A 24,176-nucleotide genomic window follows, 5' to 3' on the forward strand; every position below is an offset into this window, starting at 1 on the left:
CGCCCGTGCTGGGCGGTCCCTGTGTGCCTGCTGTGAGCGACCGGGTCACCCGCGGACGGGCAACGTCTCCCAGCCGCGCAGGATGATCGTCGGGCGGCGGACGCCGTCGCCGGCCGGCGCCAGGTCGGGGAAGCGGGTGAACAGCGCCTGCAGCGCGACCTCGCCCTCCATCCGGGCGAGCGCAGCGCCCAGGCAGTAGTGGATGCCGCTGGAGAACGCCACGTGCTCCTTGGCGTTCGGGCGGGCGACGTCGAAGCGGTCGGGGTCGGGGAACACCGCGGGGTCGCGGTTGGCCGCGCCCAGCACCGTCACCACGATCTCCCGCTGCGCGACCGGCACGCCCTCCACCTCGGTGTCGCGGCGGGCCATGCGCGCCGTGCGCTGCACCGGGGAGTCGTGGCGCAGCACCTCGTCGACCGCGTTCGGCCACAGCGACGGGTCCTCGGCGAGCCGGGCCCGCTGGTCGGTGTGCTCGAAGAGCCGGACGGTGCCGTTGGAGATGAGGTTGACCGTCGTCTCGAACCCGGCGGCGAGGATGAGCATCGAGGTGGCGACGAGCTCCTGCTCGCTCAGCCCGGACCCGTCGTCGTCGGCCACCTGCACGAGCTTCGAGAGCAGGTCGTCGCCGGGGGCGTCCCGCAGCGTGCGCAGGTGGACGCGCAGCCATGCGTCGAACGCCGCCAGCGCGCGCTCCGCCCGCGCGTACCGCCGCCACGGCAGGCCCATGTCCAGGCTCGCGGCCGCGCCGTCGCCCCAGGACAGCAGGGTCGCGCGCATCTCCGGCGGCACCCCGAGCATCTCGGCGATGACGGTGACGGGGACGAGGGCGGCGTAGGAGCGGACGAGGTCGACCGAGCCCTCGCGCGCGAAGGCGTCGGCCAGGTCGTCGAGCAGCTCGGCGGTGATCTCCTCGGTGCGGGTCCGCAGCGCCGCGACGGCCTTCGCGGTGAACGCGCGGGAGACCAGGCGGCGGTAGCGGGCATGGTCGGGCGGATCCACGACGAGCATCGAGGGCGGGGTGTCGACGCCGGCGTAGCGGCGGGGACCGATCAGCCGGAGCCCGGCCAGGACCGGGGCGGGCAGCACCTGGTCGCGGTCGGCCACCCCGAAGTCGTCGCTGCGCAGGACGGCGGTGGCCACGCCGTGGTGGGCGGTGACCTTGCCCATCGGCCCCTCGGTGAACGGGCGGTGCGCCCGCAGATCCCGGTAGTGCTCCCACGGCTCGGCCTGCAGGGCGGGGTCACGCAGCAGCCGCGCGTCGGCGCTCCCAGCACGCGCCCGCGAGGCCAGCACCGTGCGCAGCAGCCCGTGGGAGAGCCCCCAGCGGGCCGCGAGGAGGGCAGTCGACGGGGTGATGTCGGGCGCGGGGACGGGCGCGTCGGACGGGACGCGCGGCGGGGACGACGCAGGAGCCGAGGACATGGGGACCACCTCTCACCGACCGACCGTCGGACACATACTCCGAGTATGTTCCTGACGGCGACTATGCTCGGCGGCCGTGCCACAGGTCAAGAGCCGTCGCGGGGAGTACACCGAGGCCACCCGACGCGCCCTGCTCGACGCCGCGGCGACGCTGTTCACCGAGCGCGGGTTCGCCCGCACCTCGCTCGACGACGTGGCCGCGGTCGCCCGGGTGACCAAGGGCGCGATCTACCACCACTTCGCGAGCAAGCCGGGCCTCTTCGAGGTGCTCTTCGACGAGCTCGAGCTCACCGAGAACGGCGCCGCCCGGGCCGCGTTCGAGGCCGAGGCGGACCCGACCGTGGGCGCCCTCGCCGCGCTCGACCAGTTCCTGCGCGCCTGCTCCGAGCCGGTCTACGGCGCGCTGGTGTTCCGCGAGGCGCCGCTCGCCCTGGGCTGGGACGCCTGGCGGCGCTGCGAGGAGAAGTACTCGTACGCCCTGCTCTCGGACATGCTCGAGGCGCTCGCGGCGGCCGGGCGGATCCCCCCGGGCGGCGGGGAGGCGCTGCCGAGCATCGCGTTCGGCATGCTCGGGGCCGCCGGCCAACTGCTCGCGCGCACCCCGGCGGAGGACTGCGAGCGGGTCCGCGCCGAGTGCCGGGCGCCCTTCGTGGCGCTGCTGGCGGGGCTGGCTGCGTCGGTGCCCCAGGACTGAGCCCGCTGGTCCGGCAGTCGCCGCACCCCTGGCCCCGGCCCCCGGCCCCGGCCCCCGGCCCCGGTGGCAGCAACGGCACGATCCTGGCGTCAGATGCCAGAACGGCGCCGCTCGCTCACCGGTGCGGATACGGCGACGGGCGACCCGCCGCCCGCCGACACCAGCCGCCGCGCGTGATCGACATCCGTCGTCGCGTCGACGGCATGAGCTCACCGTGCAGCACGAGCTCCCCGCCCTCCCACGCCCAGTGGAGGTAGCGCTCCTCCCACGGCCGCTCCAGCAGGGTCAGCCGCTCCCCGATCTCCTTCTGCTCGGCCCAGAACCGGGCCAGCGCCTCCCATGTCCTCACCCTTTCCATGCTCCGGGCGTCCCAGCCGCGCGACCAGCGAATATCAGCGAGCCCGGCGTTAAGCTGGACTTCATGCTCGACGCGCGCCGTCTCCTCGTGCTCCGGGCGGTGGTGCGCGCCGGGTCGATGAGCGCGGCGGCGCTGGAGCTGGGCTACACGCCGTCCGCGGTGTCGCAGCAGGTCGCGGCGCTCGAGCGGGAGGTCGCGACGCCGCTGCTCGTCCGCCACGCGCGCGGCGTGCTGCCGACGGAGGCCGGGACGCTGCTGGTGGACCACGCCGACGCCGTCGCCGGGCGCCTGGAGCGGGCACGCGAGGAGGTGGCCGACCTCACCACCCTGCGGGCCGGCCGGCTGCGCCTCGCGGCGTTCGCGAGCGCGGGCGCCCGGCTGCTGCCCGGCGCGATCGGGGCCTTCCGCCGCCGTCACCCCGGGGTCCGGCTCTCCCTGGAGCTGCGCGAACCCGAGGAGACCCCCGACCTGGTGCGGGAGGGGGAGCTGGACCTCGCGATCACCTTCGGGTATCGGCCGGGAGACGACGCGCAACGGATCTCGAGTCCGGCGGCCTTCCCGGAGCCCGACACCGATGGATTGACGGTCACCTGGCTGCTCGACGACGTCGTCAACGTCGCCCTCCCGGCGGGTCATCCGGCGCTGGAGGACGTGGGGCCACGCTCCACCGACGAGATCGACGTCTCCACGCTGCGCGACGCGGCGTGGATCCGCGACTCCGGTCAGGTGTGCCGGACGCAGCTGGTCGAGATGTGCGCCGCCGCCGGCTTCACCCCGAACATCGCCTTCGACTCCGACGACTTCCCGATGGTGAGCGGCCTCGTCGAGTCCGGCGTCGGGGTGGCGCTGGTCCCGGATCTCGCCGTGCACCAGATGGGGCGGCGGGTGGTCCTGCGGCGGCTCCGTCCGGGTGTCGTCCGGCGCATCTTCGCGCTGACCCCGCCGCATCCCTCGCCCGCCGCCGCCGCGATGCTCGAGGTGCTCACGTCGCGTGAGCAAGCACCCCGAATTGTCGGATCTCCCTCGCGCACGAACCCCCGATGAGGTACGAAGAGCTCGGGGGAATTCGCACGTCGCGATTCTACCCATGATTCTTGGGGGGATCATGGAGAGAGTTCTTTTCTTCGCGGGCCTGGTCCTGGTGTCGATCTACGTGGTCTCGCTGCTGCTCCACCCGTACACGGCGTGCGAGGCCTGCCACCGTCGGGGAGCCCAGCGCGAGAACGGTATGTTCTTCACCTACGCCTACCGTCCCTGCTGGCGCTGCCGCGGCCGGGGGGCCAAGCAACGCTTCGGCGCGTCGCTCCTCGGAATCGGGGAGCCCCGGACGCCGCGACTCAACGGGAAATTCGCGCCGGCCACCAAGAATTTCCCGAAACCAGCGCGGTCCCGCTTCCTCGGCATCTTCTGACCGAGCACCCAGGAATTGTTCACGAACCGAACGCGTCGAGGATGCGATCGGCCGCCAGGGCAGGGGTCAGCTCGCCGTCGAGGACCTCGCGCTCGGTCTCCTCGCGGATGTCCTTGACCTTCGGGTGGTCGCGCAACCGGGCCAGCAGCCGCTCGCGCACCATCTGCCAGGTCCAGTCGACCTGTTGGCGGGCGCGCTTGGCTCGGAGCTCATCACGCTCGTCGAGGAACTCCTGGTGGCGCACCAGCGCCGCCCAGACGTCGTCGAGACCCGTCCGTTCCTGCGCTGAGCACGTGAGCACCGGGACCTGCCACGGGTCGCGCTCGCCGCGCAGCATCTTCAGCGCCGACTCGAGCTCCCGGGCCGCACGCTTGGCGTCGCGGGCGTGCGGGCCGTCGGCCTTGTTCACCGCGATGACATCGGCGATCTCGAGGATGCCTCGCTTGATGCCCTGCAGCGAGTCGCCGGTGCGGGCGAGGGTGAGGAAGAGGAACGAGTCGACCATCTCCGCGACGGCGGTCTCGGACTGGCCGACGCCGACGGTCTCGACGATGACGACGTCGTAGCCCGCCGCCTCCATCACGACCATCGTCTCGCGGGTGGCCTTGGCGACGCCGCCGAGCGTGCCCGCCGTCGGGGACGGCCGGATGAACGCGTCGTCGTCGGTCGCCAGGGCGTCCATGCGGGTCTTGTCGCCGAGGATCGAGCCGCCGGAGCGGGTGGAGGACGGGTCGACGGCGAGCACGGCGACCTTGGACCCGGACGCCGTCAGCTGCGACCCGAGCGCCCCGATGAAGGTCGACTTCCCGACGCCGGGCACGCCGGAGATCCCGATGCGTCTCGCCCCCCCGGCCTGGGGCAGGAGCTCGACTAGCAGCTGCTGGGCCGCGTCGCGGTGGTCGGCACGGGTCGACTCGACGAGGGTGATCGCCCGCCCGATCCACAGCCGCGAGCCGGAGCGGACGCCCTCGACGTAGGGCGCCAGGTCGATGTCGGTCACGGGTGGCTCCTCAGACCTTGATGACGGCGAGCCCGCGGACGCCGTCGAGGGGGTCGTAGTCGTCGTCCTGGGTGACGATCGGCAGGCGGTGCGCCACGGCGCTCGCCGCGATCCAGAGATCGTTCACGTTCACTCGACCGCCGTGCTCGGCGAGGTGGACACGGAGGCGCGTCCACTCCATTGCGACGACCTCGGTCACGTCGAGGACCTCGATGAGTGCGTAGCGATCCAGGGTGGCCATCCGCCGAGCTCTCGACTCCGAGTCCGGAGCTGCGAGGACCCCTGCCTGCAACTCCGCCAAGGTCACGACCGACATCACCGGGTCCTCGGGTAGGCCCGATTCGTCGACCGCGCGCCCGGTCTCCGAGGCGATCAGGACGCTCGTGTCGACCACCGCCCGTCCGGGACTCACCGGATGGGACCGAGATCGTCGGTGGTGTCGCCGGCCAGATGCCGCAGGTCGTCACGGAGCCCGGGGTCTGCTTGCGCGTCGCGGAGCGCGTCGATGAGTTCGGCGCGCGACATGCCCGAGCGACGCGTCCTCGGGACGGGCACGAGCCGAGCGACCGGCCGTCCGTTCGAGGTGACCGTGAGGGTCTCACCCGCCTCGACGCGCCGGAGCACACCTGCGGTGTCGTTCCGCAGCTCCCGCGACGCGATCTCGGTCATGACCACCATGCTCCACCTGTAGCGGCTCGTAGCAAAGTGTAGAACGCGCTCGAGTCGCGTCCGCGACGCCGCGTCAGGCCATCCGCCGGCGGTGCCGCGGCGAGTCGGGTTTGTTCGAATGGCCCGTGACTGTCGGACCCCCTCGCTACCGTCGCGGTGATCTTCGGAAAAGGGGGCGCCCATGAGCACGCGGGTGACGGTCGACGGTGTCCGTGTCGAGGACGTGGCCGAGGCGCTCGGCCCGACGGCGGCGGAACGGGGCGCGCGGTACGCGCGCGACGGCGCCGTGATGTTCTCACAGTGGCACGAGGGCGCTCTCCAGCTGCGCGCCGTCGTCCGCGGCGACGGGAGCAAGGTCTACTCGACGATCGTCTCGTTCGACGCCGACGGTCACGGCGGCCTCGACCTGATCCACGGCGAGTGCTCGTGCCCGGTCGGGGAGATGTGCAAGCACGTCGCGGCGGTCGCGCTCAGCGCCGTCCCGGCCGGGCCGCCCTCCCCGGCGCCCGCCGCCCCGGCCTGGGAGTCCCGGCTCGACACCCTGCTGGGCGCCCCGGACCCGCCGACCGCGCCCACCGGTGTCCTCGCGATCGAGCTCACCCCGGACGGCGCGGGCGGGCTCACGGCGCGGCTGGTGCGGCCCGGGGCCAACGGCTGGGTCTACGGCGGGCTGCTGTGGAACCGGATGCTGCAGCCCGCGGCGTCAGCGCACCATCGCCCCGACCACCTGGCGCTCGTCCGCGAGCTCTACCTGCTCCACCACGCGGCGCACTCCGGGGCCGGGTTCTCGCCGTACCGGTACTACGGCTACGGCGCCGACGAGAAGTCGATCGACCTGGCGGGGATCGCGAGCCCCCGGCTGTGGTCGTTGCTCGACGCGGCCGCCGAGGCCGGCCTGCACCTCCTGCCCTCCCGTCACCGCCTCGGGCCGCTCCCCCGCCCCGGGACGGCCTCGCTGACCCTCGACATCACGTCCAGTCCCGACGACGCCGCGGAGCAGACCGGGACGGGGTCCCTCACGATCCGTCCCGTCCTGCGGTTCGCCGGGGCCGAGGGCCCGGCCCACGACGCCCGCCCGGTCGCGTTCCTCGGGGGCGAGCAGGCCCACGGCGTCGTCACCGTCTCGCGGGCGGAGAACCTGGCGCCCGCCTCGTGCCGCCTGACCCTGACCCGCCTCGACCCGCCGGTGGCCCGGCCGATCTGGACGGCCGCGCTCGACGATGCGGCGATCGCGGTCCCGGGCGAGCAGGTCGACCGGTTCCGGGCGCGCTTCGCCCCGCGCCTGGCCGAGATGCGTGGAGTGACCTCCTCGGACGGCTCGTTCACCCCGCCACGGATCGGCCCGCCGGTCCTCGTCCTGCGCGCCGCGTTCGCCGCCGAGCACGCGCTCGACCTCACCTGGGAGTGGTCCTACGACGTCGGTGGGACGGACGCCCGCGCCGCCCTGGGCCGGCCGCGACGCGGCGAGGACTTCCGGGACACGGCCGCGGAGCACGCTCTCCTCGATGGACTGGACGATCTCCCGCTCGACTGGCTGCGGTTCGGGCTCCGACGCGGCGGCGCGCCGTCCCCGGCGCGGCTGCGCGGGCTCGACACCGCCGCGTTCACCGCCGAAGCGCTGCCCGTGCTCGCGGACGCCGAGGGGGTCCGCGTCGAGCGGACCGGCGACCCGGCGGACTACCGCGAGGCCGGTGATGAGCTCGCGATCGGGGTGTCGGCCACCGCCTCGGAGGTGGGCAACGACTGGTTCGACCTCGGCATCACGATCACCGTGGAGGGCCGGCAGATCCCGTTCGCCGACGTCTTCACGGCGCTGGCGCTCGGGCGGTCCCACCTCCTGCTGCCCGACGGGGCCTACTTCTCGCTCGAGAAGCCCGAGCTCGTCGCGCTGCGCGCCCTCATCGAGGAGGCGCGGGTGATGCAGGAACGCCCCGGCGAGGAGCCGATCCGACTCAGCCGCTTCCAGGCCGGGTGGTGGGAGGAGCTGGCCGCGCTCGGCGTCGTCGAACGGCAGGCCGACGCGTGGCGGGAGCAGGTCGGCGGGTTGCTCGGCCGGGCAGGCGGAGCGACGGGGGACGACGCCGCCGGGGCGCTCGACCCGGCCGCGGTCCCGGACTCGCTGCGGGCCGACCTGCGGCCCTACCAGCGCGCCGGCTTCGAGTGGCTCGCGTTCTTGTGGCGCCACCGGCTGGGCGGGGTCCTGGCCGACGACATGGGGCTCGGCAAGACCGTGCAGGCCCTCGCCCTGATCGCCCACGGCCGGGCGGCCGACCCGGACGCCGGGACGACGCTGATCGTCGCCCCGACCAGCGTCGTCCCGAACTGGACCCGGGAGGCGGCCCGATTCACCCCGGAGCTCCGCGTGGTGGCTCTCACCGACACGCTGCGCCGCCGCGGGGAGGAGCTCGACGAGGTGATCGCCGACGCCGACGTCGTCGTGACCTCGTACACCCTGTTCCGCCTCGACGCGGAGGCCCACGAGCAGGTGGCGTGGGCCAGCGTGCTCTTCGACGAGGCGCAGTTCCTCAAGAACCGGCGCTCGAAGGTCTACCAGTGCGCCCGCCGGGTCCCCGCCCCGTTCAAGCTCGCGATCACCGGGACGCCGATGGAGAACGACCTCATGGAGCTGTGGTCGTTGCTCTCGATCACCGCGCCCGGGCTGTTCCCGAACCCGGAACGCTTCCGGGAGACCTTCGCCAAGCCCATCGAGAAGGGCGACTCCGAGCTGCTCGCCCGGCTGCGGCGCCGGATCCGGCCGCTGATGATGCGGCGCACGAAGGAGCAGGTCGCCCCGGAGCTGCCGCCCAAGCAGGAGCAGCTCCTCCCGGTCGAGCTCGCCCCGGCGCACCACCGGCTCTACCAGCGCGTCCTGCAGCGCGAGCGCCAGAAGATCCTGAAGCTGCTCGACGACGTCGACGGCAACCGCCTCACCATCCTCGCGTCGATCACGAAGCTGCGGCAGCTCAGCCTCCACCCCGCGCTCGTCGGCGAGGACGCGACGGCGGGGTCCGCGAAGATCGACCTCCTCGTCGAGCAGCTCCGGGACGTCACGGGCGGCGGGCACCGCGCCCTGGTGTTCAGCCAGTTCACCGGGTTCCTCGCCCACGTGCGGGCCGCCCTCGACGCCGCCGGGATCGCCTACGCCTACCTCGACGGGACGAGCCGGGACCGCGACGCGATCATCGCGGAGTTCAAGGACGGCGCCGCCCCCGTCTTCCTGATCAGCCTCAAGGCCGGCGGGTTCGGGCTGAACCTCACCGAGGCCGACTACTGCTTCCTGCTCGACCCGTGGTGGAACCCGGCGGCCGAGGCGCAGGCGATCGACCGGACCCACCGGATCGGGCAGGACCGGACGGTGATGGTCTACCGGCTCATCGCCCAGGACACGATCGAGGAGAAGGTCCGCGCGCTCGCGCAGCGCAAGGCCGCCCTCACCGCCGGGGTCATGGACGACGGCGCCGCCTTCGCCGGCGCGCTGGACGCCGACGACATCCGCGCCCTCGTGTCGTGAGGGATCAGGACGCCGAACCGTGCCCCAGCTTCTCCGACAGCGACTCCAGCAGTTGCGTCGCCGCATCCGCGATCACCGTGCCCGGACCGAAGATCGCCGACGCGCCGTTCGCCAGGAGCTCCTCGTGATCTCCCGGCGGGATCACGCCGCCCGCCACGATGAGGATCTCCGAGGCGCCCAGCTCGGCGAGCGCGTCCCGCAGGGCCGGCACCAGCGAGAGGTGGCCCGCCGCGAGCGAGGACACCCCGACGACGTGCACGTCCGACTCCACGGCCTGGCGCGCGACCTCCTCGGGGGTCTGGAAGAGCGGGCCCACGTCGACGTCGAAGCCGAGGTCGGCGAAGGCGGTGGCGATGACCTTCTGACCGCGGTCGTGGCCGTCCTGACCCATCTTCGCGACGAGGATGCGGGGCCGGCGGCCCTCGGCCTCCTCGAACGCGGCGGACGCGGCGCGCGCCTTCACGACGGCGGAGTTCTCGCCCACCTCGTCACGGTAGACCCCGGAGATCGTCCGGACGTCCGAGCGGTGTCGGCCGTAGACCTTCTCCAGGGCGTCGGAGATCTCGCCGACGGTGGCGTGCGCGCGGGCGGCGTCGATCGCGAGCTTGAGCAGGTTTCCGTCGAGGCCGCGCTCCCGCGTGCCGTCCTGGGCGGCCTGGGCCGCGTTGGTCAGGGCGTCCAGCGCCGACTCGACCGCCTCTCTGTCACGGTCGTCGCGGAGCTCCTCCAGACGAGCCACCTGCTGGCGCAGCACGTCGGCGTTGTCGACCTTGAGCACGTCGACGTCCTCGCCGCCGAGCAGCGGGTACTTGTTGATGCCGATCACCGGCTGGCGCCCGGAGTCGATCCGCGCCTGGGTGCGGGCCGCGGCCTCCTCGATGCGCATCTTCGGCAGGCCCTCGTCGATCGCCTTGGCCATGCCGCCGGTCTTCTCGACCTCCTCGATGTGGGCCCAGGCGCGGCCGGCGAGCTCGCGGGTCAGGCGCTCCACGTAGGCCGAGCCACCCCACGGGTCGACGGTCCGCGTCGTCCCGGACTCCTGCTGGAGGAGCAGCTGGGTGTTGCGGGCGATGCGCGCGGAGAAGTCGGTCGGCAGCGCGAGCGCCTCGTCGAGCGCGTTGGTGTGCAGCGACTGGGTGTGGCCCTGGGTCGCGGCCATCGCCTCGAGGCAGGTACGGACGACGTTGTTGTAGACGTCCTGGGCGGTCAGGGACCAGCCGGAGGTCTGCGAGTGGGTGCGCAGCGAGAGCGACTTGTCCTTCTTCGCGCCGAAGTCCTTGACGAGCTTGGCCCACAGCAGCCGCGCGGCCCGCAGCTTCGCGATCTCCATGAAGTAGTTCATGCCGATGCCCCAGAAGAACGACAGGCGCGGCGCGAACACGTCGATGTCGAGCCCGGCGTCCCGCCCGGCCCGCAGGTACTCCACGCCGTCGGCGAGGGTGTAGGCCAGCTCCAGGTCGGCCGAGGCCCCGGCCTCCTGGATGTGGTAGCCGGAGATGGAGATCGAGTTGAACTTCGGCATCTTCTCGCTGGTGTAGCTGAAGATGTCGGAGATGATCTGCATCGAGGGTTGGGGCGGGTAGATGTAGGTGTTGCGGACCATGAACTCCTTCAGGATGTCGTTCTGGATGGTCCCGGCGAGCTTCTCGGGCTCGACGCCCTGCTCCTGCGCCGCGGCCACGTAGAGCGCCATCACGGGGAGCACCGCCCCGTTCATGGTCATGGACACCGACATCCGGTCCAGCGGGATGCCGTCGAACAGCTGGCGCATGTCGAGGATCGAGTCGATCGACACGCCCGCCATGCCGACGTCGCCGGCGACGCGGGGGTTGTCCGAGTCGTACCCGCGGTGGGTCGGCAGGTCGAAGGCGACCGAGAGGCCTTTCTGCCCGGCGGCGAGGTTGCGCCGGTAGAAGGCGTTGGACTCCTTCGCCGTGGAGAACCCGGCGTACTGGCGCACCGTCCAGGGCTGCGTCACGTACATCGTCGGGTACGGGCCACGCAGGAACGGGGGCAGCCCCGGGAGCGTCTCGAGGAAGTCCAGGCCCTCGACGTCGGCCGCGGTGTAGAGCGGCTTGACGCCGATGCCCTCCGGGGTCTCCCAGAGCAGATCCTCCGGGCCCTTCCCCGTGGCGGCCTCGAGGGCGTCGTCCCACGAGCGCTGCGCACCCTCCGGTGTCCCGAGCTCGACGTCGGCGAACGATCCGATGGCCATCAGACGGCCTCCCTTCGGTCAGGCACTCGAGTCCGTCAGGTGGTCGAGCAGGTCGGTGAGCAGCCGCGCGGCGTCGCACCCGGAGTACAGGTACCCGGTGAGCGCCGTGCCGTCGTCGGGGCCGAGGTCGGGGGTCTTCGGCGGACCGGCCAGGAGGATCCTGGTGGCGCCCGCCTCGGCCAGCGCCTTCGCGAGGTCGGCCGCGTGCTCGGCGTAGACCTTGTCGCTCGACGCGACGACCGCGACCGGGGTGCCGGCCTCCCGGAACGCCGCGACGATCTCGTCGGCGTCCGTGCCGCCCGGCCCCTCCACGACGTCGATCCCGCCGGCGTGCAGCAGGTTCGTCGCGAACGAGGTGCGGGCGGTGTACTGGGCGAGCGCGCCGAGCGTGGCGAGGAAGGCCACCGGCCGCTTCGTCTCCGCGGCCGCGGCGTCGGCCCGGTCGCGGAGGTCCTCGAAGACCTGCGCGTAGCGCCGCCGGGGCAGGCCGCCCTCCGGGGACGCCTCGGGCGCCGGGTCGCGCTCGGGCCGCGACTCGGCGAGGTTCGGGAACTCGCTGACGCCGGTGATGGGGTCGCGACGGTGCGCGATCCGCTCGGCGCGCCGCGACCACGTCTCCTCGAGCGCGGCCGCCAACGAGCCGTCGTCGAGGGCCGCGGCCGCCCCGCCGGCCCGTTCGATCGTGGTGAACACGTCCCACGCGGCGTGGGCGAGGTCGTCGGTGAGCGACTCGACGTACCAGGAGCCGCCCGCGGGGTCGATGACGTGCGCGAGGTGGGACTCCTCGAGCAGCAGCGCCTGGGTGTTGCGGGCGACGCGGCGGGAGAAGTCGTCGGGGAGCCCCAGCGCGGCGTCGAAGGGCAGCACCGTGACGGCGTCCGCGCCGCCCAGGCCGGCCCCGACACAGGCGACGGTGGTGCGCAGGATGTTCACCCACGGGTCGCGCGTGGTCATCATCGCCGGCGAGGTGACGGCGTGGACCCGCGCGCCCCGGGCCGACTCGGACGCCCCGGCGACGGCGCCGATCCGGTCCCAGCACCGGCGGGCCGCGCGGAGCTTCGCGAGCGTGGCGAACTGGTCGGCCGTCGCCGCCAGGCGCAGCTCGACCCGGGCGAACGCGTCGTCGACCGAGAGCCCGGCGTCGGTCAGCAGCCGCACCGCGTGCAGGCCGGCGGCCAGCGCGGCGCCGAGCTCCTGGCCGTCCGAGCCGCCCGCCTCGTGGAAGGGCAGCCCGTCGGCGACCACGGTCGCGAGCGCCGGGTGGTCGGACGCGGCGGTGCGCGAGTGCTCGACCATCGCCTCGAGACAGGAGTCGGACAGCGCTGGGCCGCCCCTGGTGCGGGCGAGCAGCGGGTCGTACCCCAGCGATCCGCCGAGCGCGGCCGAGACACCCTGCTCGGCGGCCAGGCGCAGCAGCGCAGCCGAGGCGTCGGGGGTGTCCCGGCCGGCGGAGAGCGCGATCGGGGCCAGGTCGAGCAGGACACCGTCGAGCAGCGTGGACAGCGCGTCGACCGGCGGGCCGCCCGCCTCGCCGAGCACCAGCCACAGCGACGAGACCCCGCCCTCGAGGTCGGCCATGACCACGTCGTGGGCCGCGGACAGGTCGGCCTCGGCGGGGAAAGCGTGTCGCTGGCGCACCCCCCAGCCCTCGGCGACGTGCCCCTCCGGCCGCGAGGCCCGGGTGAAGGGCGACAGGCCCGGCTCCCCCGTGGCGACGTCAGGAGCGTCCGCCGCGGTGTACAGCGCGGCGATCTCGAAGCCGTCGTCGGTGGGGGTCGCGATCGCGGCCTCGGCGTCCTCGGGCCGGACCTCCCGGCCGGTCTTCGAGAGCGCCCCCGCCACGAGCTCGCGCCAGCGGTCGCGGTCCGGGGTCTCGAACTCCCCGGCGAGCACGAGCTCCTCGGGCGCCTCCGGGGACCCCGACGTCGATGGTCCGGCTGTCATGCGCGGGATCGTAGAACGGTCAGGCCGGACCGGTTCGACGTGATGGCCCACGCCACCGGGGCGAAGGGGCCGGATCGGTTCAGGTGGCGCTCACCCGCGCCGCCGTCCCCGGACCGCGGCCGCCAGCTCGTCGAGCAGCGCCACGGTGGTCTCCCACCCGACGCAGGAGTCGGTGACGCTGCGCCCGCGCACCATCTCCGGCCCGATCTCCTGGTGGCCCTCGACGAGGAAGCTCTCGATCATGACGCCCGCCACCGGCCCGCCGGCGGCGACCTGACCCGCGAGGTCGGCGACGACGCCGGGCTGGCGACGGTGGTCCTTGCCGGAGTTGCCGTGGCTCGCGTCCACCACCACCCGGCCTTCGCGGCCCGCGGCCCGCAGCCGGCCGACCGCGTCCCCGACGGCGGCCGCGTCGAAGTTCGGGCCGGACGACCCGCCGCGCAGGATGAGGTGGGCGTCGGCGTTGCCGGTGGTCGTGATGAGGCCCGCCAGGCCCTCCGGCGTCACCCCCATGAACGCGTGCGGGGCCGCGGCCGCCCCGATCGCCTCGACCGCCACGCCGACGTCGCCGTCGGTCCCGTTCTTGATCCCCACCGGCATCGACAGGCCGCTCGCGAGCTGGCGGTGCACCTGGCTCGCCGCGGTCCGGGCGCCGATCGACCCCCAGGCCACGAGATCGGCGAGGTACTGCGGGGTGATCGGGTCGAGGAACTCGCAGCCCAGGGGCAGCCCGAGCCCGGCGAGGTCGAGCATGAGCGCGCGAGCGGTCCGCAGTCCCCGGGCGACGTCGAAGCTGCCGTCGAGACCGGGATCGTTGACGAGCCCCTTCCAGCCGACCGTCGAACGCGGCTTCTCGAAGTAGGTCCGCATCACCACGTGCAGGTCGTCGGCGTGGGCGGCGGCCTGCTCGGCGAGGCGGGCGCCGTACTCGCGGGCGGCGTCGTCGTCGTGGATCGAGCAGGGCCCGACGACGACGAGCAGGCGGTCGTCGCCGTGCAGCGCGTCCACAGCGGCGGCGCGGCCGCGACGGACGGCCGACGCGGCCGCCGGGAGCACCGGCAGCTCGTGGCGGAGCAGCGCGGGCGAGGGCAGCGGGGTGATGGCGGTGGTGCGGGCGCCGTCGAGGGGTGTGGCGTCGACGGGCCGGTCGAGGGCCGGGGCGGTCATCGGGTTCCTCCGGGGGATGGGCCGTGAGACCCGGACCCGACCCGCCGCGATCCCGCCGAGCCGGTTCCGGATCCGGCTCGCGGGATGGGGGTCAGCGCAGCGGTCTACCCGCCGACCCCTCCCGGGCCGGGCACGTAAACCGGTACCAGCGCTGCACGACGATCACCCTACAGCCCGCGCGTTCCCGTCCGCTCATGTACTCGTGGTGCGACGGACGGGCCCCGGCGGTCACCCGGTCACCCACCGCGGGCATCGTCGGGATTCGGCACACTCGTCGTGACGGCCCCACGACACGCCGTCGTACCGCTTCGATCTCCGGGAGAGTCACCGCACCGTGCCCCCCATGCCAGCCATCCTCCCTCGCCCCCTCGCCCCGCACGTGATGACCTACCTGGCCGTACTCGTGCCGTTCGCCGCGCTGCTCGCCGCGATCCCGCTGGCCTGGGGGTGGGGCCTGTCGTGGCTCGACGCCGGGCTCGCCGTCGGGTTCTACGTGGTGTCGATGCTCGGCGTGACCGTCGGCTTCCACCGGTACTTCACGCACGGGGCGTTCCGCTGCGGTCGGGCGCTGCGCATCGCCCTGGCCGTCGCCGGCAGCCTCGCCGTGCAGGGACCGGTGACGCACTGGGTCGCCGACCACCGCCGCCACCACGCCTTCGCCGACAAGGAGGGCGACCCGCACTCGCCATGGCGCTACGGGACCTCGCCGGCGGCGCTGGTCCGCGGCTTCTGGCACGCCCACCTCGGGTGGATCCTCGAGCGCACCCTGTCCGACCAGCGCAAGTACTGCCCCGACCTGCTCGCCGACGACGACATCGTGCGGATCAGCCGGTGGTTCGGCTGGATCACCTTCGCCTCGTTCGTCCTGCCGGCGCTGATCGGTGGCCTCGTGACCTGGTCGTTCTGGGGCGCGGTCACCGGGTTCTTCTGGGCGGGCCTGGTGCGCATCGCGCTCTCGCACCACGTCGCGTGGTCGACGAACTCGGTCTGCCACATGGTCGGGGAGCGCCCGTGGCGGGTGCGCGACCGCTCGACCAACGTGTGGCCGCTCGCGCTGCTGTCGATGGGCGAGTCGTGGCACAACCTGCACCACGCCGACCCGACGAGCGCCCGCCACGGCGTCGGCCGCTTCGAGATCGACCTGTCGGCCGAGACGATCGCGCTGTTCGAGAAGCTCGGGTGGGCCTGGAAGGTCCGCTGGCCGAAGCCCGAGCGGCTGGAGACCCTCCGCGCGGCCTGACTCAGGACCGGCGCAGCCGGGCCTTCTGCACCTTCCCCATGGCGTTGCGCGGCAGCTCGTCGACGACGACGACCTCCCGCGGCCGCTTGTGCTTCGAGAGCCGCTCGCCGACGAAGTTCATGACCTCCTGGGGGTCCACGGGCCCCTCGGGACAGACGACGTGGGCGACGATGCGCTGCCCGAGGTCGTCGTCGGGCTCCCCGACGACGGCCGCCTCGCTGATCCCGGCGTGGGCGAGCAGCGCGGTCTCCACCTCCCCGGCGCCGATGCGGTAGCCGCCGGACTTGATCAGGTCGACCGAGCGCCGCCCGACGATCCGGTGGTAGCCGGCCTCGTCGACGACGGCCGCGTCGCCGGTGCGGAACCAGCCGTCGTCGGTCCACGTCTCGGCGGTCGCCTCGGGCCGGTTGAGGTAACCGTCGAACAGCGACGGCCCCCGGACCTGCAGCTCCCCGATCGACTCGCCGTCGGCGGGCACGTCCTCGTCGGTGGTGACCATCTCGCCCTGGTCGTCCTCGGTGACCGCCCGCAGCCGCGCCTCGACCCCCGCCACGGGCACCCCGACCCACCCGGGCCGGCGCTCGCCGTCGGACCGGACCGCCAGGGTGATCATGGTCTCGCTCATCCCGTAGCGCTCGAGCGGCGCCTGCCCGGCGAGCTCCCGGATGCGTTCGAAGACCGGCACGGGGAGCGGTGCGGACCCGCTCACCAGCAGCCGGGCGTCGCGCAGGGCGGCCGCCGACGCCGGGTCGTCGCCGATCCGCGACCACACCGTGGGCACCCCGAAGAGCAGCGTGCCGCCGTGCTCCGACACCGCGCGCGCGTAGTTCGCCGGGGTCGGCCTCACGGTGTGCACCAGGCGCGACCCGGTGCGCAGCGCCCCGAACACCCCCAGCACGAGGCCGTGGACGTGGAAGAGCGGCAGGCCGTGGGCGAGGGTGTCGGCCGCGGTCCAGGTCCACGCGTCGGCGAGCCCGTCGAGGCCCGCGGCCATCGCGTCGGCCGAGAGCAGCACGCCCTTGGGCGAGCCGGTGGTGCCCGAGGTGTAGAGGATCAGCGCGGCCCCGTCGCTCGTGGGCTCGCGCACCTCGTGCCCGGCGCGCCGGGAGAGGTCCACGCGACGGCAGGGCAGCGTCACGTCGCGCGGCTTGTCCCCGAACCACGTGGTGGCGCCGGAGTCGGAGAGCAGGTGCCCGCGCTCGGCCCTGCCGCTGTCGGGCGGGACCGGCACGACGGGGGCCCCGGCGAGCAGGGCCCCGACGACCGCGACGACGGTCTCCGCGCTCGCCGTCGCCGCGACCGCGACGGGCGAGGTGGGGTCGGACCGTTCGCCGATCTCGTCGGCGACCACGGCCGCCGCGCCCAGCAGCTCGGGCCCGGAGAAGGCGGTGTCGCCGATCCGGACGGCCTCCGGGTCGTCGAGGCCGCCGTCCAGCAGCGCGCGCAGCAGGGGCACCGTCGCACCTCCGGGTGACGCCGGGTCGGACGCGCCGGGCTGGCGGCACGACGCGGGGAGCCCGGATATTCTCGCCCCCGCGGCCCTGTCCGCGCGCGCCCGAGGCCGCGGATCGGGGACGTGGGAGGATCCCCCGGGTGAGCCAGGGGTCCCCCGCCGTGTCGCGGCAGCGCCCACGCCCGTCCCTGCTCTACGCGGTCAAGCAGGTCGAGCTCATCGTGCGGGCCCACCTCGACGACCTGCTCCGCGACTCCGGGGTCACCGCGCTGCAGTACACCGCGCTCACCGTGCTGGCGCGCCGCGAGGGGCTGACCTCCGCCGAGCTCGCCCGCAACTCCTTCGTCACCCCGCAGGCGATGGCCGACCTCGTGAACTCGCTCGAGCGGGGCGGGTTCATCGCGCGCCGCCGCAACCCCGACAACCGCCGCCAGCTGCTCATCAGCCTCACCGCCGACGGGCACGCGTTGCTCGCCCGGTTCGACGACCCCGTCAGCGGGCTGGAGACGCGGATGCTCGAAGGGTTCGACGACGCCGACCGGGAGCGCTTCCGGGACTACCTCAACCGGGCGCGGTCGGCCCTGGGTGGCTCCGCCTCGTGAGCACTTTCCGGGGCTATGACCCCGGAAAGTGCTCACGGGCGCGGAGCGCACCCTTGTCGAGCTTGCCGGTCGGGTTGCGCGGCAGGGTGTCCACGACCTCCACGGCGCGCGGGTGCTTGAACCGGGCGAGCCGGCCGTCGAGGAACGCGAGGACGTCCGCCGGGGTCGCCGTCGCCCCGGGAGCGAGCACCACCCACGCGTGCCCGGTCTCGCCCCAGCGCTCGTCCGGGACCCCGATCACGGCCGCGTCGACGACGTCCGGGTGGCCGGCGAGCACCCCCTCGACCTCGGCCGGTGAGACGTTCTCCCCGCCGGAGATGTAGAGGTCCTTGACCCGGTCGACGATGCGGTGGAAGCCGTCGCCGTCGACGGTCGCGACGTCGCCCGAGCGGAACCACCCGTCGTCGTCGAACGCCTCGGCGCTCTCCCGCGGCCGCTGCCAGTAGCCGTCCACGACGTTCGGGCCCCGCACCAGGATCTCGCCGCGGTCGTCGAGGCGGACGTCGGAGAAGAAGTGCGGGCGCCCGGCGGTGCCGGTCTTCTCGACGGCGTGCTCCCGGTCGAGCAGCAGGACCCCCGGCGCGGCCTCGGTCATGCCGTAGCCCTGCAGGAACGTCAGACCCCGCGCGGCGAAGGTCTCCAGCAACGACGGCGGAACCGGGGCGCCGCCGCAGAGCAGGTAGCGCACGGAGGACAGATCGGTGGCCCCGAAGCGCGGTGAGCGGGCGAGCGCCGCGAACATCGTCGGGACCCCGAACATGATCGTGACGCCCTCGGCCGGGACGAGGTCGAGGGTGCGCTCGACGTCGAACGCCTCCTCCAGCACCAGCGTGCCGCCCTTGAGCAGCACCGGCAGGCAGGTCATGCCGAGCGACGCGGCGTGGAAGAGCGGTGCGGAGAGCAGGCAGACCTCGTCGCGGGCCAGGTCGACGTCCACGACGACGTTGAGCGCGTTCCAGGTGAGGTTGGCGTGCGAGAGCCGGGCGGCCTTGGGCCGCCCGGTGGTGCCGGAGGTGTAGAGCAGGACCGCGGTGTCGTCGGGGTCGACGTCCACCGGGTCCCGACGGTCCGCGGTGCCGGTGACCAGCTCGTCGAGGCCGCCGCCGACCTCGAGCCGTGTCAGCGGTGGTCCGTCGCCGACATGGCCCGGGGCGTGCACGAGGACCCGGGCCCCGGTGTCGCCGAGCGCGAACGCGTGCTCCTCCGGGGCGAGCCGGGCGTTGAGCGGGACGAACACCGCGCCGAGCGCCGTCGTCGCGAAGAGGGTCTCGACGAAGGCCGGGTGGTTCGGCCCCAGGTACGCCACGCGGTCGCCCCGCCCGACGCCGAGCCCGGCCAGCCCGGCCGCGAACGCCCGGACGCGGTCGTCGAGCTCGGCGTAGGTGACGCGGCGGGCGCCGTGCACGAGCGCCGTCCGCTCCGGGGTGGTGCGGGCGCGCCGGGCGGTCCAGGTGCCGAGGCCGGGCGGCGGCGTCACGGCTCAGCCGCGCTCATCCCCGGCGGAGCCGGACCTGTCGTAGGCGCGCAGACCCGGGCGGAAGGTCTTGTCGTCGAGGAACTGCGTGAGCCCCTGCTGCTTGCCGTGCTCCGGGTCGTGCCCGGTGGCGGCGTCGAGCTTGGCGTAGAGGTAGTCCTCAGCGGTGTCCCATGACATCTGCCGGACCTGCTTCACCCCGACCTTGGCGGCCCGCAGCACGTGGGTGTTCATGCCGGCCAGCCTGCCCGCCACCTCGACGGTGCGCGCACGCAGGTCCTCCCCCGGCACGGCCTCGTTGACCAGCCGCATCGCGGAGGCCTGCCGCCCGTCGAAGCGCTCCCCGGTCATGACGTACCACTGGGCGTCGCGCGCGGAGATCGTCTCGGTGAGCGCGCGGCTGACCAGGCCACCCGGCGGGATGCCCCAGTTGACCTCGGAGAGGCCGAACGAGGCGTCCTCGGCCGCGATCGCGAGGTCGCAGCACACGAGCGGGGTGAACGCGCCGCCGAAGCACCAGCCGTTGACCATCGCGATGGTCGGCTTCGGGAAGTGGATGAGCCGGCGCCACTGCCAGTCGGCGGAGTCGCGCCGCGCGCGGATCTCGACGTGCGGCGGCGCGTCGTCCACCTCGCGGAAGTACTCCTGCAGGTCCATCCCGGCCGACCAGGCCTCGCCGCGCCCGGTGAGGACGACCACCCGGACCTCGTCGGCGGCCTCCAGCCACTCGAGCGCGGCGATCATCTCCCGGTTCAGCGTCGGGTTCATCGCGTTGCGCTTGTCCGGCCGGTCGAAGAAGAGCCAGCCGATCCCTGCCTCCGCCCCGTCCGCCCCACCGATCTCGATGCTGACGGTCTCGAACTCCGGCGGCGCACCCATGGTCGTCAAACTAACAGGAAACCTGATCGTCATCGAGACCCCGACGGAGGAGCGAACGGCGCGTTCGCTGCTTCTACGTGCGCGAGAGTGCCGGTCGCTCCGGGAGGGGTGCGGCCGAGCGCGCCACGATCCGGGTCCGCCGGGCGTCGACGAGCACCGCGAGGGTCACGCCACCGAGGATCGCGACCTCGCCCGTCAGCGCGAGCGGGCCGGGCAGCCCGCCCTCGGCGATCGCGGCGAACACGAAACCCCACGCCGTCTCCAGCGCCATGAGCTGGCTGACCAGCACCGGCGAGAGGTACCCGGCCGCGGTGTGCCAGAGCCGCACCGCGAGCCACGACGACACCAGGCCCAGGAACAGCACGACGGCGAGGGCGCGCAGCGGCTGGGCCGGCACGCCCTCGATCAGCACGAGCGCGACGGCCGCCGGCAGCGCGAGGACGCCGGCGGCGAGGCCCTGGGCGCCCGCGAGCACCGGAGCGAGGTCGGGCCGGTCGTGGAGCAGCTTGTGGGAGTCCAGGCCGTACCAGGACCAGGAGACCAGCGCGAGGACGGCGAGGCCCAGCCCGGCGAGCGCCGAGAGCGACCAGTCCTGGCCGGGGCCGACGTGCAGCAGCACCTGGCCGACACCCACGAGCCCGAGGGCCGGGACGAGGCCGGCGATCCGCCCGGTGCCGTCCCGATGGTCGAGCTCCGCTCCGCTCCGTCTCCCCCGCGCCGACACCAACGCCATCACCACCGGGACGAGGCCGATGGTCGCGACGGCGACGGTCGGGCCGGCCAGGCGCACCGACAGGGCGACCATGGCGTAGTAGAGGACCGAGCCGGTCAGCGCGTGCGCGATCACGCGGCCCCACGGGACGTCCGCGCGCAGCACCCGTCTCACCTGGGGCAGCGACACCGCCCCGAACGCCACGAACCGTCCCGTCGCCAGCAGCAGCGCGGGGGCGAGCGGCGCCAGTCCGGGCGCCACGAACACCGCTCCCCACCCCGCCCCGGCGATCACCATCGCCAGCAGGGCCACCTTCCTCGTCATGCGTCCAGCGTGCGCCCGCGAGGGTGGGTGATGCCGGGCGACCTCGGACGGCGACGCCCGCCGTGGTGCACGATCCACCCATGACAACGCCGACCGCGCAACGATCCACCCAGCTGGACTCGATCGACCGCGCGATCCTCGCCCACCTCGTCGACCACGGCCGCTCCAGCCTGGCCGACCTCGCCGATTCGGTGTCGATCTCCCCGTCGTCGGCGCAGCGGCGGCTGCGGCGGCTGGAGACCGACGGGGTCATCCGGGGCTACCGCGCGGTCCTCGACCCGGACGCGATCGGCCGCTCCCTCGTCGTCCACCTCTCGGTGGTGCTCGTCGACCACACCTCCGAGACCGTGGGGCGCTTCGAGCGCTGGATCGTCGACCTCGACGGGCTGGTGAGTTGCCACCACGTCACCGGCGACGTGGACTACCTGCTGCGCGTCGACGTCGCCGACGTGCACGCCCTCGACGTCCTGCTGCGCCGCACCCTCGCCCAGGTCCCGGGCGTCGCGCGGTTCACGACGATGGTCGCGACCTCGGCCCTGGTGGACCGCTTCTCGGCGATGTGACCGGGCGCTACACCCCGTGCAGCGTCAGCCCCCGGTAGTTCTCCGCGATCGTGCGCCGCTCGCTCTCCGACGCCTCGATCAGCCGCAGGTGCGAGAGCGCCAGCTGCTCCTCGAAGGGGTCGCCGTCGGGGTCGCGGTGCAGCATCGTCGTCATCGTCCAGGAGAAGTGCGACGCCCTCCAGACGCGGCGCAGCGCGGTCTGCGAGTAGGCGTCCAGGAGCGTCTCGTCCTTGGTCGAGTACCACTCCCCCAGCGCCTCGGCGAGCACGCGGACGTCGGCGACGGCGAGGTTGAGCCCCTTGGCGCCGGTGGGCGGGACGATGTGGGCCGCGTCGCCGGCGAGGAAGAGCCGCCCGTGGCGCATCGGCTCGCCGACGAAGCTGCGCATCGCGGTGACCGACTTGTCGGTGACCGGCCCGCGGGCCAGCGTGAACGAGCCGTCCTCGAGCGCGAAGCGCGCCTCGAGCTCGTCCCAGATCGCGTCGTCCGACCACGACGACGCGTCGGTCCCGTTGGGCACCTGGATGTAGGCCCGGGTCACCGACGGCGAGCGCATCGAGCCCAGCGCGAACCCGCTCGACCCCCGCGCGTAGATCAGCTCCTCCGACGACGGCGCGACGTCGGCGAGGATCCCCAGCCACGAGTACGGGTAGACCCGCTCGTGGGTCCGCACCACCGACGCCGGGATCGCCGAGCGGGAGACGCCGTGGAAGCCGTCGGCGCCCACGACGACGTCGGCCCGCAGCTCGCGCTCGGCGCCCTCGTAGCGGTAGCGCACCCGCGGCGAGTCGGTGTCGACGTCGTCCACGGCGATCACCACGGCCTCGAAGAACAGCGGCTCGCCCTGGTCGAGCCGCAGCGCGATGAGGTCCTTCGTGATCTCGGTCTGCGCCCAGATCATGACGTTGCGCCCGGTCAGCTCGGCCATGTCGACACGCACGCTGCGGCCCTCGAAGCGCAGCTCGAACCCGTCGTGGGGCAGCCCCTGCCGGTCCATCCGGTCGGCCGCGCCGACCTCGCGCAGCACGTCGACGGTGCCGTGCTCCAGGATGCCCGCGCGCTGCCGGGTCTCGACGCGGTCCCGGGGCCGCGCCTCGAGCACCACCGAGTCGATCCCGCGCGCCCGCAGCAGGTGCGAGAGCAGCAGGCCCGCCGGGCCACCCCCGACGATGGCCACCTGCGTCCGCTCGCCCGTCACCCGGCCCTCCCGTCACTGTCGTCACTGCCGGCGATCAGATCCAGGAACACCGTCTCCCCCGGCCCCTGCAGGCGCACGTCGAAGCGGTAGCCAGGGCCGGTGACCGAACCGTCGGGCACGGCCATGAGCGTCACGCGGCGGTCGTCGTCCAGCGACGCCAGCAGCGGGTCGGCGGCGTTCGCCTCGGTGTGGTTCGGGAAGTAGATCCGGGTGAACAGGTGGTGCAGCAGGCCGCGGGCGAACACCGTCACCGCGATGTGCGGGGCGTCCACCGAGCCCGCGGGCGCCGCCGGGCGCAGCGTCCGGACCGCGTAGTCCCCGGCGCGGTCGGTGGGCACGCGGGCGAAGCCGGTGAAGCTGCGGCCGTCGCGGTGCACCGACCCGGGGCGGGACGGGAGCCGCCCGTCCGGCCCGGTCTGCCAGAACTCGAGCAGCGCGTCGGGGACGGGCGCCCCGGCCCCGTCGCGCACGGTGCCGTGAACGCTGATCGCGCCCGGGGTGCCGGGCGGGACCACGTCGGCCCCACCGGAGAACGGCAGGCCGAAGGCGAAGAACGGGCCGACGGTCTGGGACGGCGTCGGCTCGGCCGGCGAGGCCGCGGGGAAGGCGGACAGTTCGCTCATCACTGGTCGTCCGGGTCCTCGGGGGTGGCGGCGGGCCCGTCGAGGACGATGTCCCACTGGTAGCCCAGGGCCCACTCCTCGACGGTGGTGTCGTGGTCGTAGCGGGCGATCAGGCGCTGCTGGGCCTTCTCGTCGGTGATCGAGGAGAAGATCGGGTCGAGCGCGAAGAGCGGGTCGCCCGGGAAGTACATCTGGGTGACCATGCGCTGGGTGAAGGCCGTGCCGAACACCGAGAAGTGAATGTGGGCGGGCCGCCAGGCGTTGGTGTGGTTGCGCCACGGGTACGCGCCGGGCTTGATCGTCACGAAGCGGTAGCGCCCCTCGTCGTCGGTCAGGCAGCGCCCGCCGCCGGTGAAGTTGGGGTCCAGCGGGGCCGGGTGCTGGTCGCCCTCGTGCCGGTACCGGCCGGAGGCGTTGGCCTGCCAGACCTCCACGAGCTGGTTCCGCACCGGCCGCCCCTCGCCGTCGCAGACCCGCCCGGTGACGACGATGCGCTCGCCGAGCGGGTCCCCGACGTGCTGGCGGGTGAGGTCGTGGTCGAGCGCCGCGACGTCGACCACGCCGAAGACCGGCGCGAACCGCTCGGTCAGGCTCGGCGGGGCGATCACGAGCGGCTGCGACGGCGAGCGCAGCGCGGTGGACCGGTAGGGCCCGAAGGCGCGGTCCGGGTGTCCGCCGCGCAGCGCGGGCAGGCCGGCGGCCGCCCGGATCTCCTCG

At 73.8% G+C, this 24,176-nt stretch carries 22 protein-coding genes; 7 read left to right on the forward strand and 15 right to left on the reverse strand.

Features of this window, described 5'->3' with window-relative positions; all coding sequences use genetic code 11:
- Positions 1–45: 45 nt before the first annotated feature.
- Positions 46–1,422 carry a cytochrome P450 gene (locus tag VGH76_RS21630; protein WP_331558787.1) on the reverse strand — a complete coding sequence of 459 codons (1,377 nt, stop codon included), beginning with the start codon at positions 1,420–1,422 and terminating at the stop codon, positions 46–48.
- Between the two features lie 76 nt (positions 1,423–1,498).
- On the opposite strand from VGH76_RS21630, the gene VGH76_RS21635 reads away from it, so the two are divergent.
- A complete protein-coding gene (locus VGH76_RS21635; protein WP_331558788.1) occupies positions 1,499–2,116 on the forward strand; it encodes a TetR/AcrR family transcriptional regulator in 618 nt (205 codons plus the stop codon).
- Between the two features lie 115 nt (positions 2,117–2,231).
- Here VGH76_RS21635 and VGH76_RS21640 read toward each other — a convergent pair whose 3' ends face one another.
- The gene (locus VGH76_RS21640; protein ID WP_331558789.1) at positions 2,232–2,465 is read right to left on the reverse strand and encodes a hypothetical protein; all 234 of its coding nucleotides are present in this window, start codon (positions 2,463–2,465) and stop codon (positions 2,232–2,234) included.
- 72 nt (positions 2,466–2,537) lie between these two features.
- On the opposite strand from VGH76_RS21640, the gene VGH76_RS21645 reads away from it, so the two are divergent.
- Both VGH76_RS21645 and VGH76_RS21650 read left to right on the forward strand, forming a co-directional pair.
- Positions 2,538–3,518: a LysR family transcriptional regulator gene (locus VGH76_RS21645; protein WP_331558790.1), complete on the forward strand. Its 981-nt coding sequence runs from the start codon at positions 2,538–2,540 to the stop codon at positions 3,516–3,518.
- 43 nt (positions 3,519–3,561) lie between these two features.
- Positions 3,562–3,885: a hypothetical protein gene (locus tag VGH76_RS21650; protein WP_331558791.1), complete on the forward strand. Its 324-nt coding sequence runs from the start codon at positions 3,562–3,564 to the stop codon at positions 3,883–3,885.
- 19 nt (positions 3,886–3,904) lie between these two features.
- Here the strand turns inward: VGH76_RS21650 and meaB are convergent, their stop codons facing one another.
- From meaB to VGH76_RS21665, 3 genes are read right to left on the reverse strand one after another with little or no spacing between them, the layout of a single operon-like run.
- Complete coding sequence (meaB, locus tag VGH76_RS21655; protein WP_331558792.1) at positions 3,905–4,885, reverse strand: methylmalonyl Co-A mutase-associated GTPase MeaB; 981 nt, start codon at positions 4,883–4,885, stop codon at positions 3,905–3,907.
- Positions 4,886–4,895: 10 nt separating this feature from the next.
- Positions 4,896–5,297: a PIN domain-containing protein gene (locus VGH76_RS21660; protein ID WP_331558793.1), complete on the reverse strand. Its 402-nt coding sequence runs from the start codon at positions 5,295–5,297 to the stop codon at positions 4,896–4,898.
- Positions 5,294–5,554, reverse strand: coding sequence for a type II toxin-antitoxin system prevent-host-death family antitoxin (locus VGH76_RS21665; RefSeq protein WP_331558794.1), 261 nt, complete (start codon positions 5,552–5,554; stop codon positions 5,294–5,296). The genes VGH76_RS21660 and VGH76_RS21665 overlap by 4 nt, the downstream gene beginning before the upstream one ends.
- Before the next feature lie 181 nt (positions 5,555–5,735).
- On the opposite strand from VGH76_RS21665, the gene VGH76_RS21670 reads away from it, so the two are divergent.
- A complete protein-coding gene (locus tag VGH76_RS21670) occupies positions 5,736–9,065 on the forward strand; it encodes a DEAD/DEAH box helicase (protein ID WP_331558795.1) in 3,330 nt (1,109 codons plus the stop codon).
- 4 nt (positions 9,066–9,069) lie between these two features.
- Here the strand turns inward: VGH76_RS21670 and scpA are convergent, their stop codons facing one another.
- The 3 genes from scpA to VGH76_RS21685 all read right to left on the reverse strand — a co-directional run bounded on the left by scpA (position 9,070) and on the right by VGH76_RS21685 (position 14,391).
- Complete coding sequence (gene scpA / locus VGH76_RS21675; protein WP_331558796.1) at positions 9,070–11,280, reverse strand: methylmalonyl-CoA mutase; 2,211 nt, start codon at positions 11,278–11,280, stop codon at positions 9,070–9,072.
- An 18-nt stretch (positions 11,281–11,298) separates the two neighbouring features.
- Positions 11,299–13,224: a methylmalonyl-CoA mutase family protein gene (locus VGH76_RS21680; protein ID WP_331558797.1), complete on the reverse strand. Its 1,926-nt coding sequence runs from the start codon at positions 13,222–13,224 to the stop codon at positions 11,299–11,301.
- A gap of 90 nt (positions 13,225–13,314) precedes the next feature.
- Positions 13,315–14,391 (reverse strand): 3-deoxy-7-phosphoheptulonate synthase, encoded by a 1,077-nt coding sequence (locus VGH76_RS21685; protein ID WP_331558798.1) that lies wholly within the window; start codon positions 14,389–14,391, stop codon positions 13,315–13,317.
- A 343-nt stretch (positions 14,392–14,734) separates the two neighbouring features.
- Between VGH76_RS21685 and VGH76_RS21690 the strand changes: the two genes are divergently transcribed.
- Entirely contained in the window at positions 14,735–15,631 is an 897-nt protein-coding gene (locus VGH76_RS21690; RefSeq protein WP_331558799.1) for an acyl-CoA desaturase, read from the forward strand.
- Position 15,632: 1 nt separating this feature from the next.
- On the opposite strand, the gene VGH76_RS21695 is transcribed toward VGH76_RS21690, so the two are convergent.
- The gene (locus VGH76_RS21695) at positions 15,633–17,087 is read right to left on the reverse strand and encodes an acyl-CoA synthetase (protein ID WP_331558800.1); all 1,455 of its coding nucleotides are present in this window, start codon (positions 17,085–17,087) and stop codon (positions 15,633–15,635) included.
- A gap of 137 nt (positions 17,088–17,224) precedes the next feature.
- Between VGH76_RS21695 and VGH76_RS21700 the strand changes: the two genes are divergently transcribed.
- Positions 17,225–17,686, forward strand: a complete 462-nt coding sequence (locus tag VGH76_RS21700) for a MarR family transcriptional regulator (protein ID WP_331558801.1) — start codon at positions 17,225–17,227, stop codon at positions 17,684–17,686.
- A 13-nt stretch (positions 17,687–17,699) separates the two neighbouring features.
- Here VGH76_RS21700 and VGH76_RS21705 read toward each other — a convergent pair whose 3' ends face one another.
- The 3 genes from VGH76_RS21705 to VGH76_RS21715 all read right to left on the reverse strand — a co-directional run bounded on the left by VGH76_RS21705 (position 17,700) and on the right by VGH76_RS21715 (position 21,075).
- Positions 17,700–19,163: a long-chain fatty acid--CoA ligase gene (locus tag VGH76_RS21705; protein WP_331558802.1), complete on the reverse strand. Its 1,464-nt coding sequence runs from the start codon at positions 19,161–19,163 to the stop codon at positions 17,700–17,702.
- A gap of 3 nt (positions 19,164–19,166) precedes the next feature.
- Positions 19,167–20,039 carry a p-hydroxycinnamoyl CoA hydratase/lyase gene (locus VGH76_RS21710; protein ID WP_331558803.1) on the reverse strand — a complete coding sequence of 291 codons (873 nt, stop codon included), beginning with the start codon at positions 20,037–20,039 and terminating at the stop codon, positions 19,167–19,169.
- A gap of 73 nt (positions 20,040–20,112) precedes the next feature.
- On the reverse strand, positions 20,113–21,075 hold the full coding sequence (locus VGH76_RS21715) for a DMT family transporter (protein WP_331558804.1): 963 nt from the start codon (positions 21,073–21,075) through the stop codon (positions 20,113–20,115).
- Positions 21,076–21,155: 80 nt separating this feature from the next.
- Here VGH76_RS21715 and VGH76_RS21720 point away from each other — a divergent pair, with 80 nt between their 5' ends.
- Positions 21,156–21,638 (forward strand): Lrp/AsnC family transcriptional regulator, encoded by a 483-nt coding sequence (locus VGH76_RS21720; RefSeq protein ID WP_331558805.1) that lies wholly within the window; start codon positions 21,156–21,158, stop codon positions 21,636–21,638.
- 7 nt (positions 21,639–21,645) lie between these two features.
- Here the strand turns inward: VGH76_RS21720 and VGH76_RS21725 are convergent, their stop codons facing one another.
- The 3 genes from VGH76_RS21725 to pcaH are packed head-to-tail and all read right to left on the reverse strand — an operon-like array spanning position 21,646 to position 24,169.
- Complete coding sequence (locus tag VGH76_RS21725; RefSeq protein WP_331558806.1) at positions 21,646–22,836, reverse strand: 4-hydroxybenzoate 3-monooxygenase; 1,191 nt, start codon at positions 22,834–22,836, stop codon at positions 21,646–21,648.
- Positions 22,833–23,459 (reverse strand): protocatechuate 3,4-dioxygenase subunit alpha, encoded by a 627-nt coding sequence (gene pcaG, locus VGH76_RS21730; RefSeq protein WP_331558807.1) that lies wholly within the window; start codon positions 23,457–23,459, stop codon positions 22,833–22,835. The genes VGH76_RS21725 and pcaG overlap by 4 nt, the downstream gene beginning before the upstream one ends.
- The gene (pcaH, locus tag VGH76_RS21735) at positions 23,459–24,169 is read right to left on the reverse strand and encodes a protocatechuate 3,4-dioxygenase subunit beta (protein WP_414637781.1); all 711 of its coding nucleotides are present in this window, start codon (positions 24,167–24,169) and stop codon (positions 23,459–23,461) included. Before pcaH ends, pcaG begins: the two co-directional genes overlap by 1 nt.
- Positions 24,170–24,176 lie beyond the last annotated feature (7 nt).

Source organism: Actinomycetospora sp. (assembly GCF_036497585.1).
In the GTDB taxonomy this organism is placed as follows: Bacteria; Actinomycetota; Actinomycetes; order Mycobacteriales; family Pseudonocardiaceae; genus Actinomycetospora.

What these genes read in the sequence shown, in the direction of transcription:
- VGH76_RS21630 (WP_331558787.1), bottom strand. Translation starts at nt 1,422, where the DNA reads ATGTCCTCGGCTCCTGCGTCGTCCCCGCCGCGCGTCCCGTCCGACGCG.
- VGH76_RS21645 (WP_331558790.1), top strand. Translation starts at nt 2,538, where the DNA reads ATGCTCGACGCGCGCCGTCTCCTCGTGCTCCGGGCGGTGGTGCGCGCC.
- VGH76_RS21650 (WP_331558791.1), top strand. Translation starts at nt 3,562, where the DNA reads ATGATTCTTGGGGGGATCATGGAGAGAGTTCTTTTCTTCGCGGGCCTG.
- VGH76_RS21665 (WP_331558794.1), bottom strand. Translation starts at nt 5,554, where the DNA reads ATGACCGAGATCGCGTCGCGGGAGCTGCGGAACGACACCGCAGGTGTG.
- VGH76_RS21670 (WP_331558795.1), top strand. Translation starts at nt 5,736, where the DNA reads ATGAGCACGCGGGTGACGGTCGACGGTGTCCGTGTCGAGGACGTGGCC.
- scpA (WP_331558796.1), bottom strand. Translation starts at nt 11,280, where the DNA reads ATGGCCATCGGATCGTTCGCCGACGTCGAGCTCGGGACACCGGAGGGT.
- VGH76_RS21680 (WP_331558797.1), bottom strand. Translation starts at nt 13,224, where the DNA reads ATGACAGCCGGACCATCGACGTCGGGGTCCCCGGAGGCGCCCGAGGAG.
- VGH76_RS21685 (WP_331558798.1), bottom strand. Translation starts at nt 14,391, where the DNA reads ATGACCGCCCCGGCCCTCGACCGGCCCGTCGACGCCACACCCCTCGAC.
- VGH76_RS21690 (WP_331558799.1), top strand. Translation starts at nt 14,735, where the DNA reads ATGCCAGCCATCCTCCCTCGCCCCCTCGCCCCGCACGTGATGACCTAC.
- VGH76_RS21710 (WP_331558803.1), bottom strand. Translation starts at nt 20,039, where the DNA reads ATGGGTGCGCCGCCGGAGTTCGAGACCGTCAGCATCGAGATCGGTGGG.
- VGH76_RS21715 (WP_331558804.1), bottom strand. Translation starts at nt 21,075, where the DNA reads ATGACGAGGAAGGTGGCCCTGCTGGCGATGGTGATCGCCGGGGCGGGG.
- VGH76_RS21720 (WP_331558805.1), top strand. Translation starts at nt 21,156, where the DNA reads ATGACAACGCCGACCGCGCAACGATCCACCCAGCTGGACTCGATCGAC.
- pcaG (WP_331558807.1), bottom strand. Translation starts at nt 23,459, where the DNA reads ATGAGCGAACTGTCCGCCTTCCCCGCGGCCTCGCCGGCCGAGCCGACG.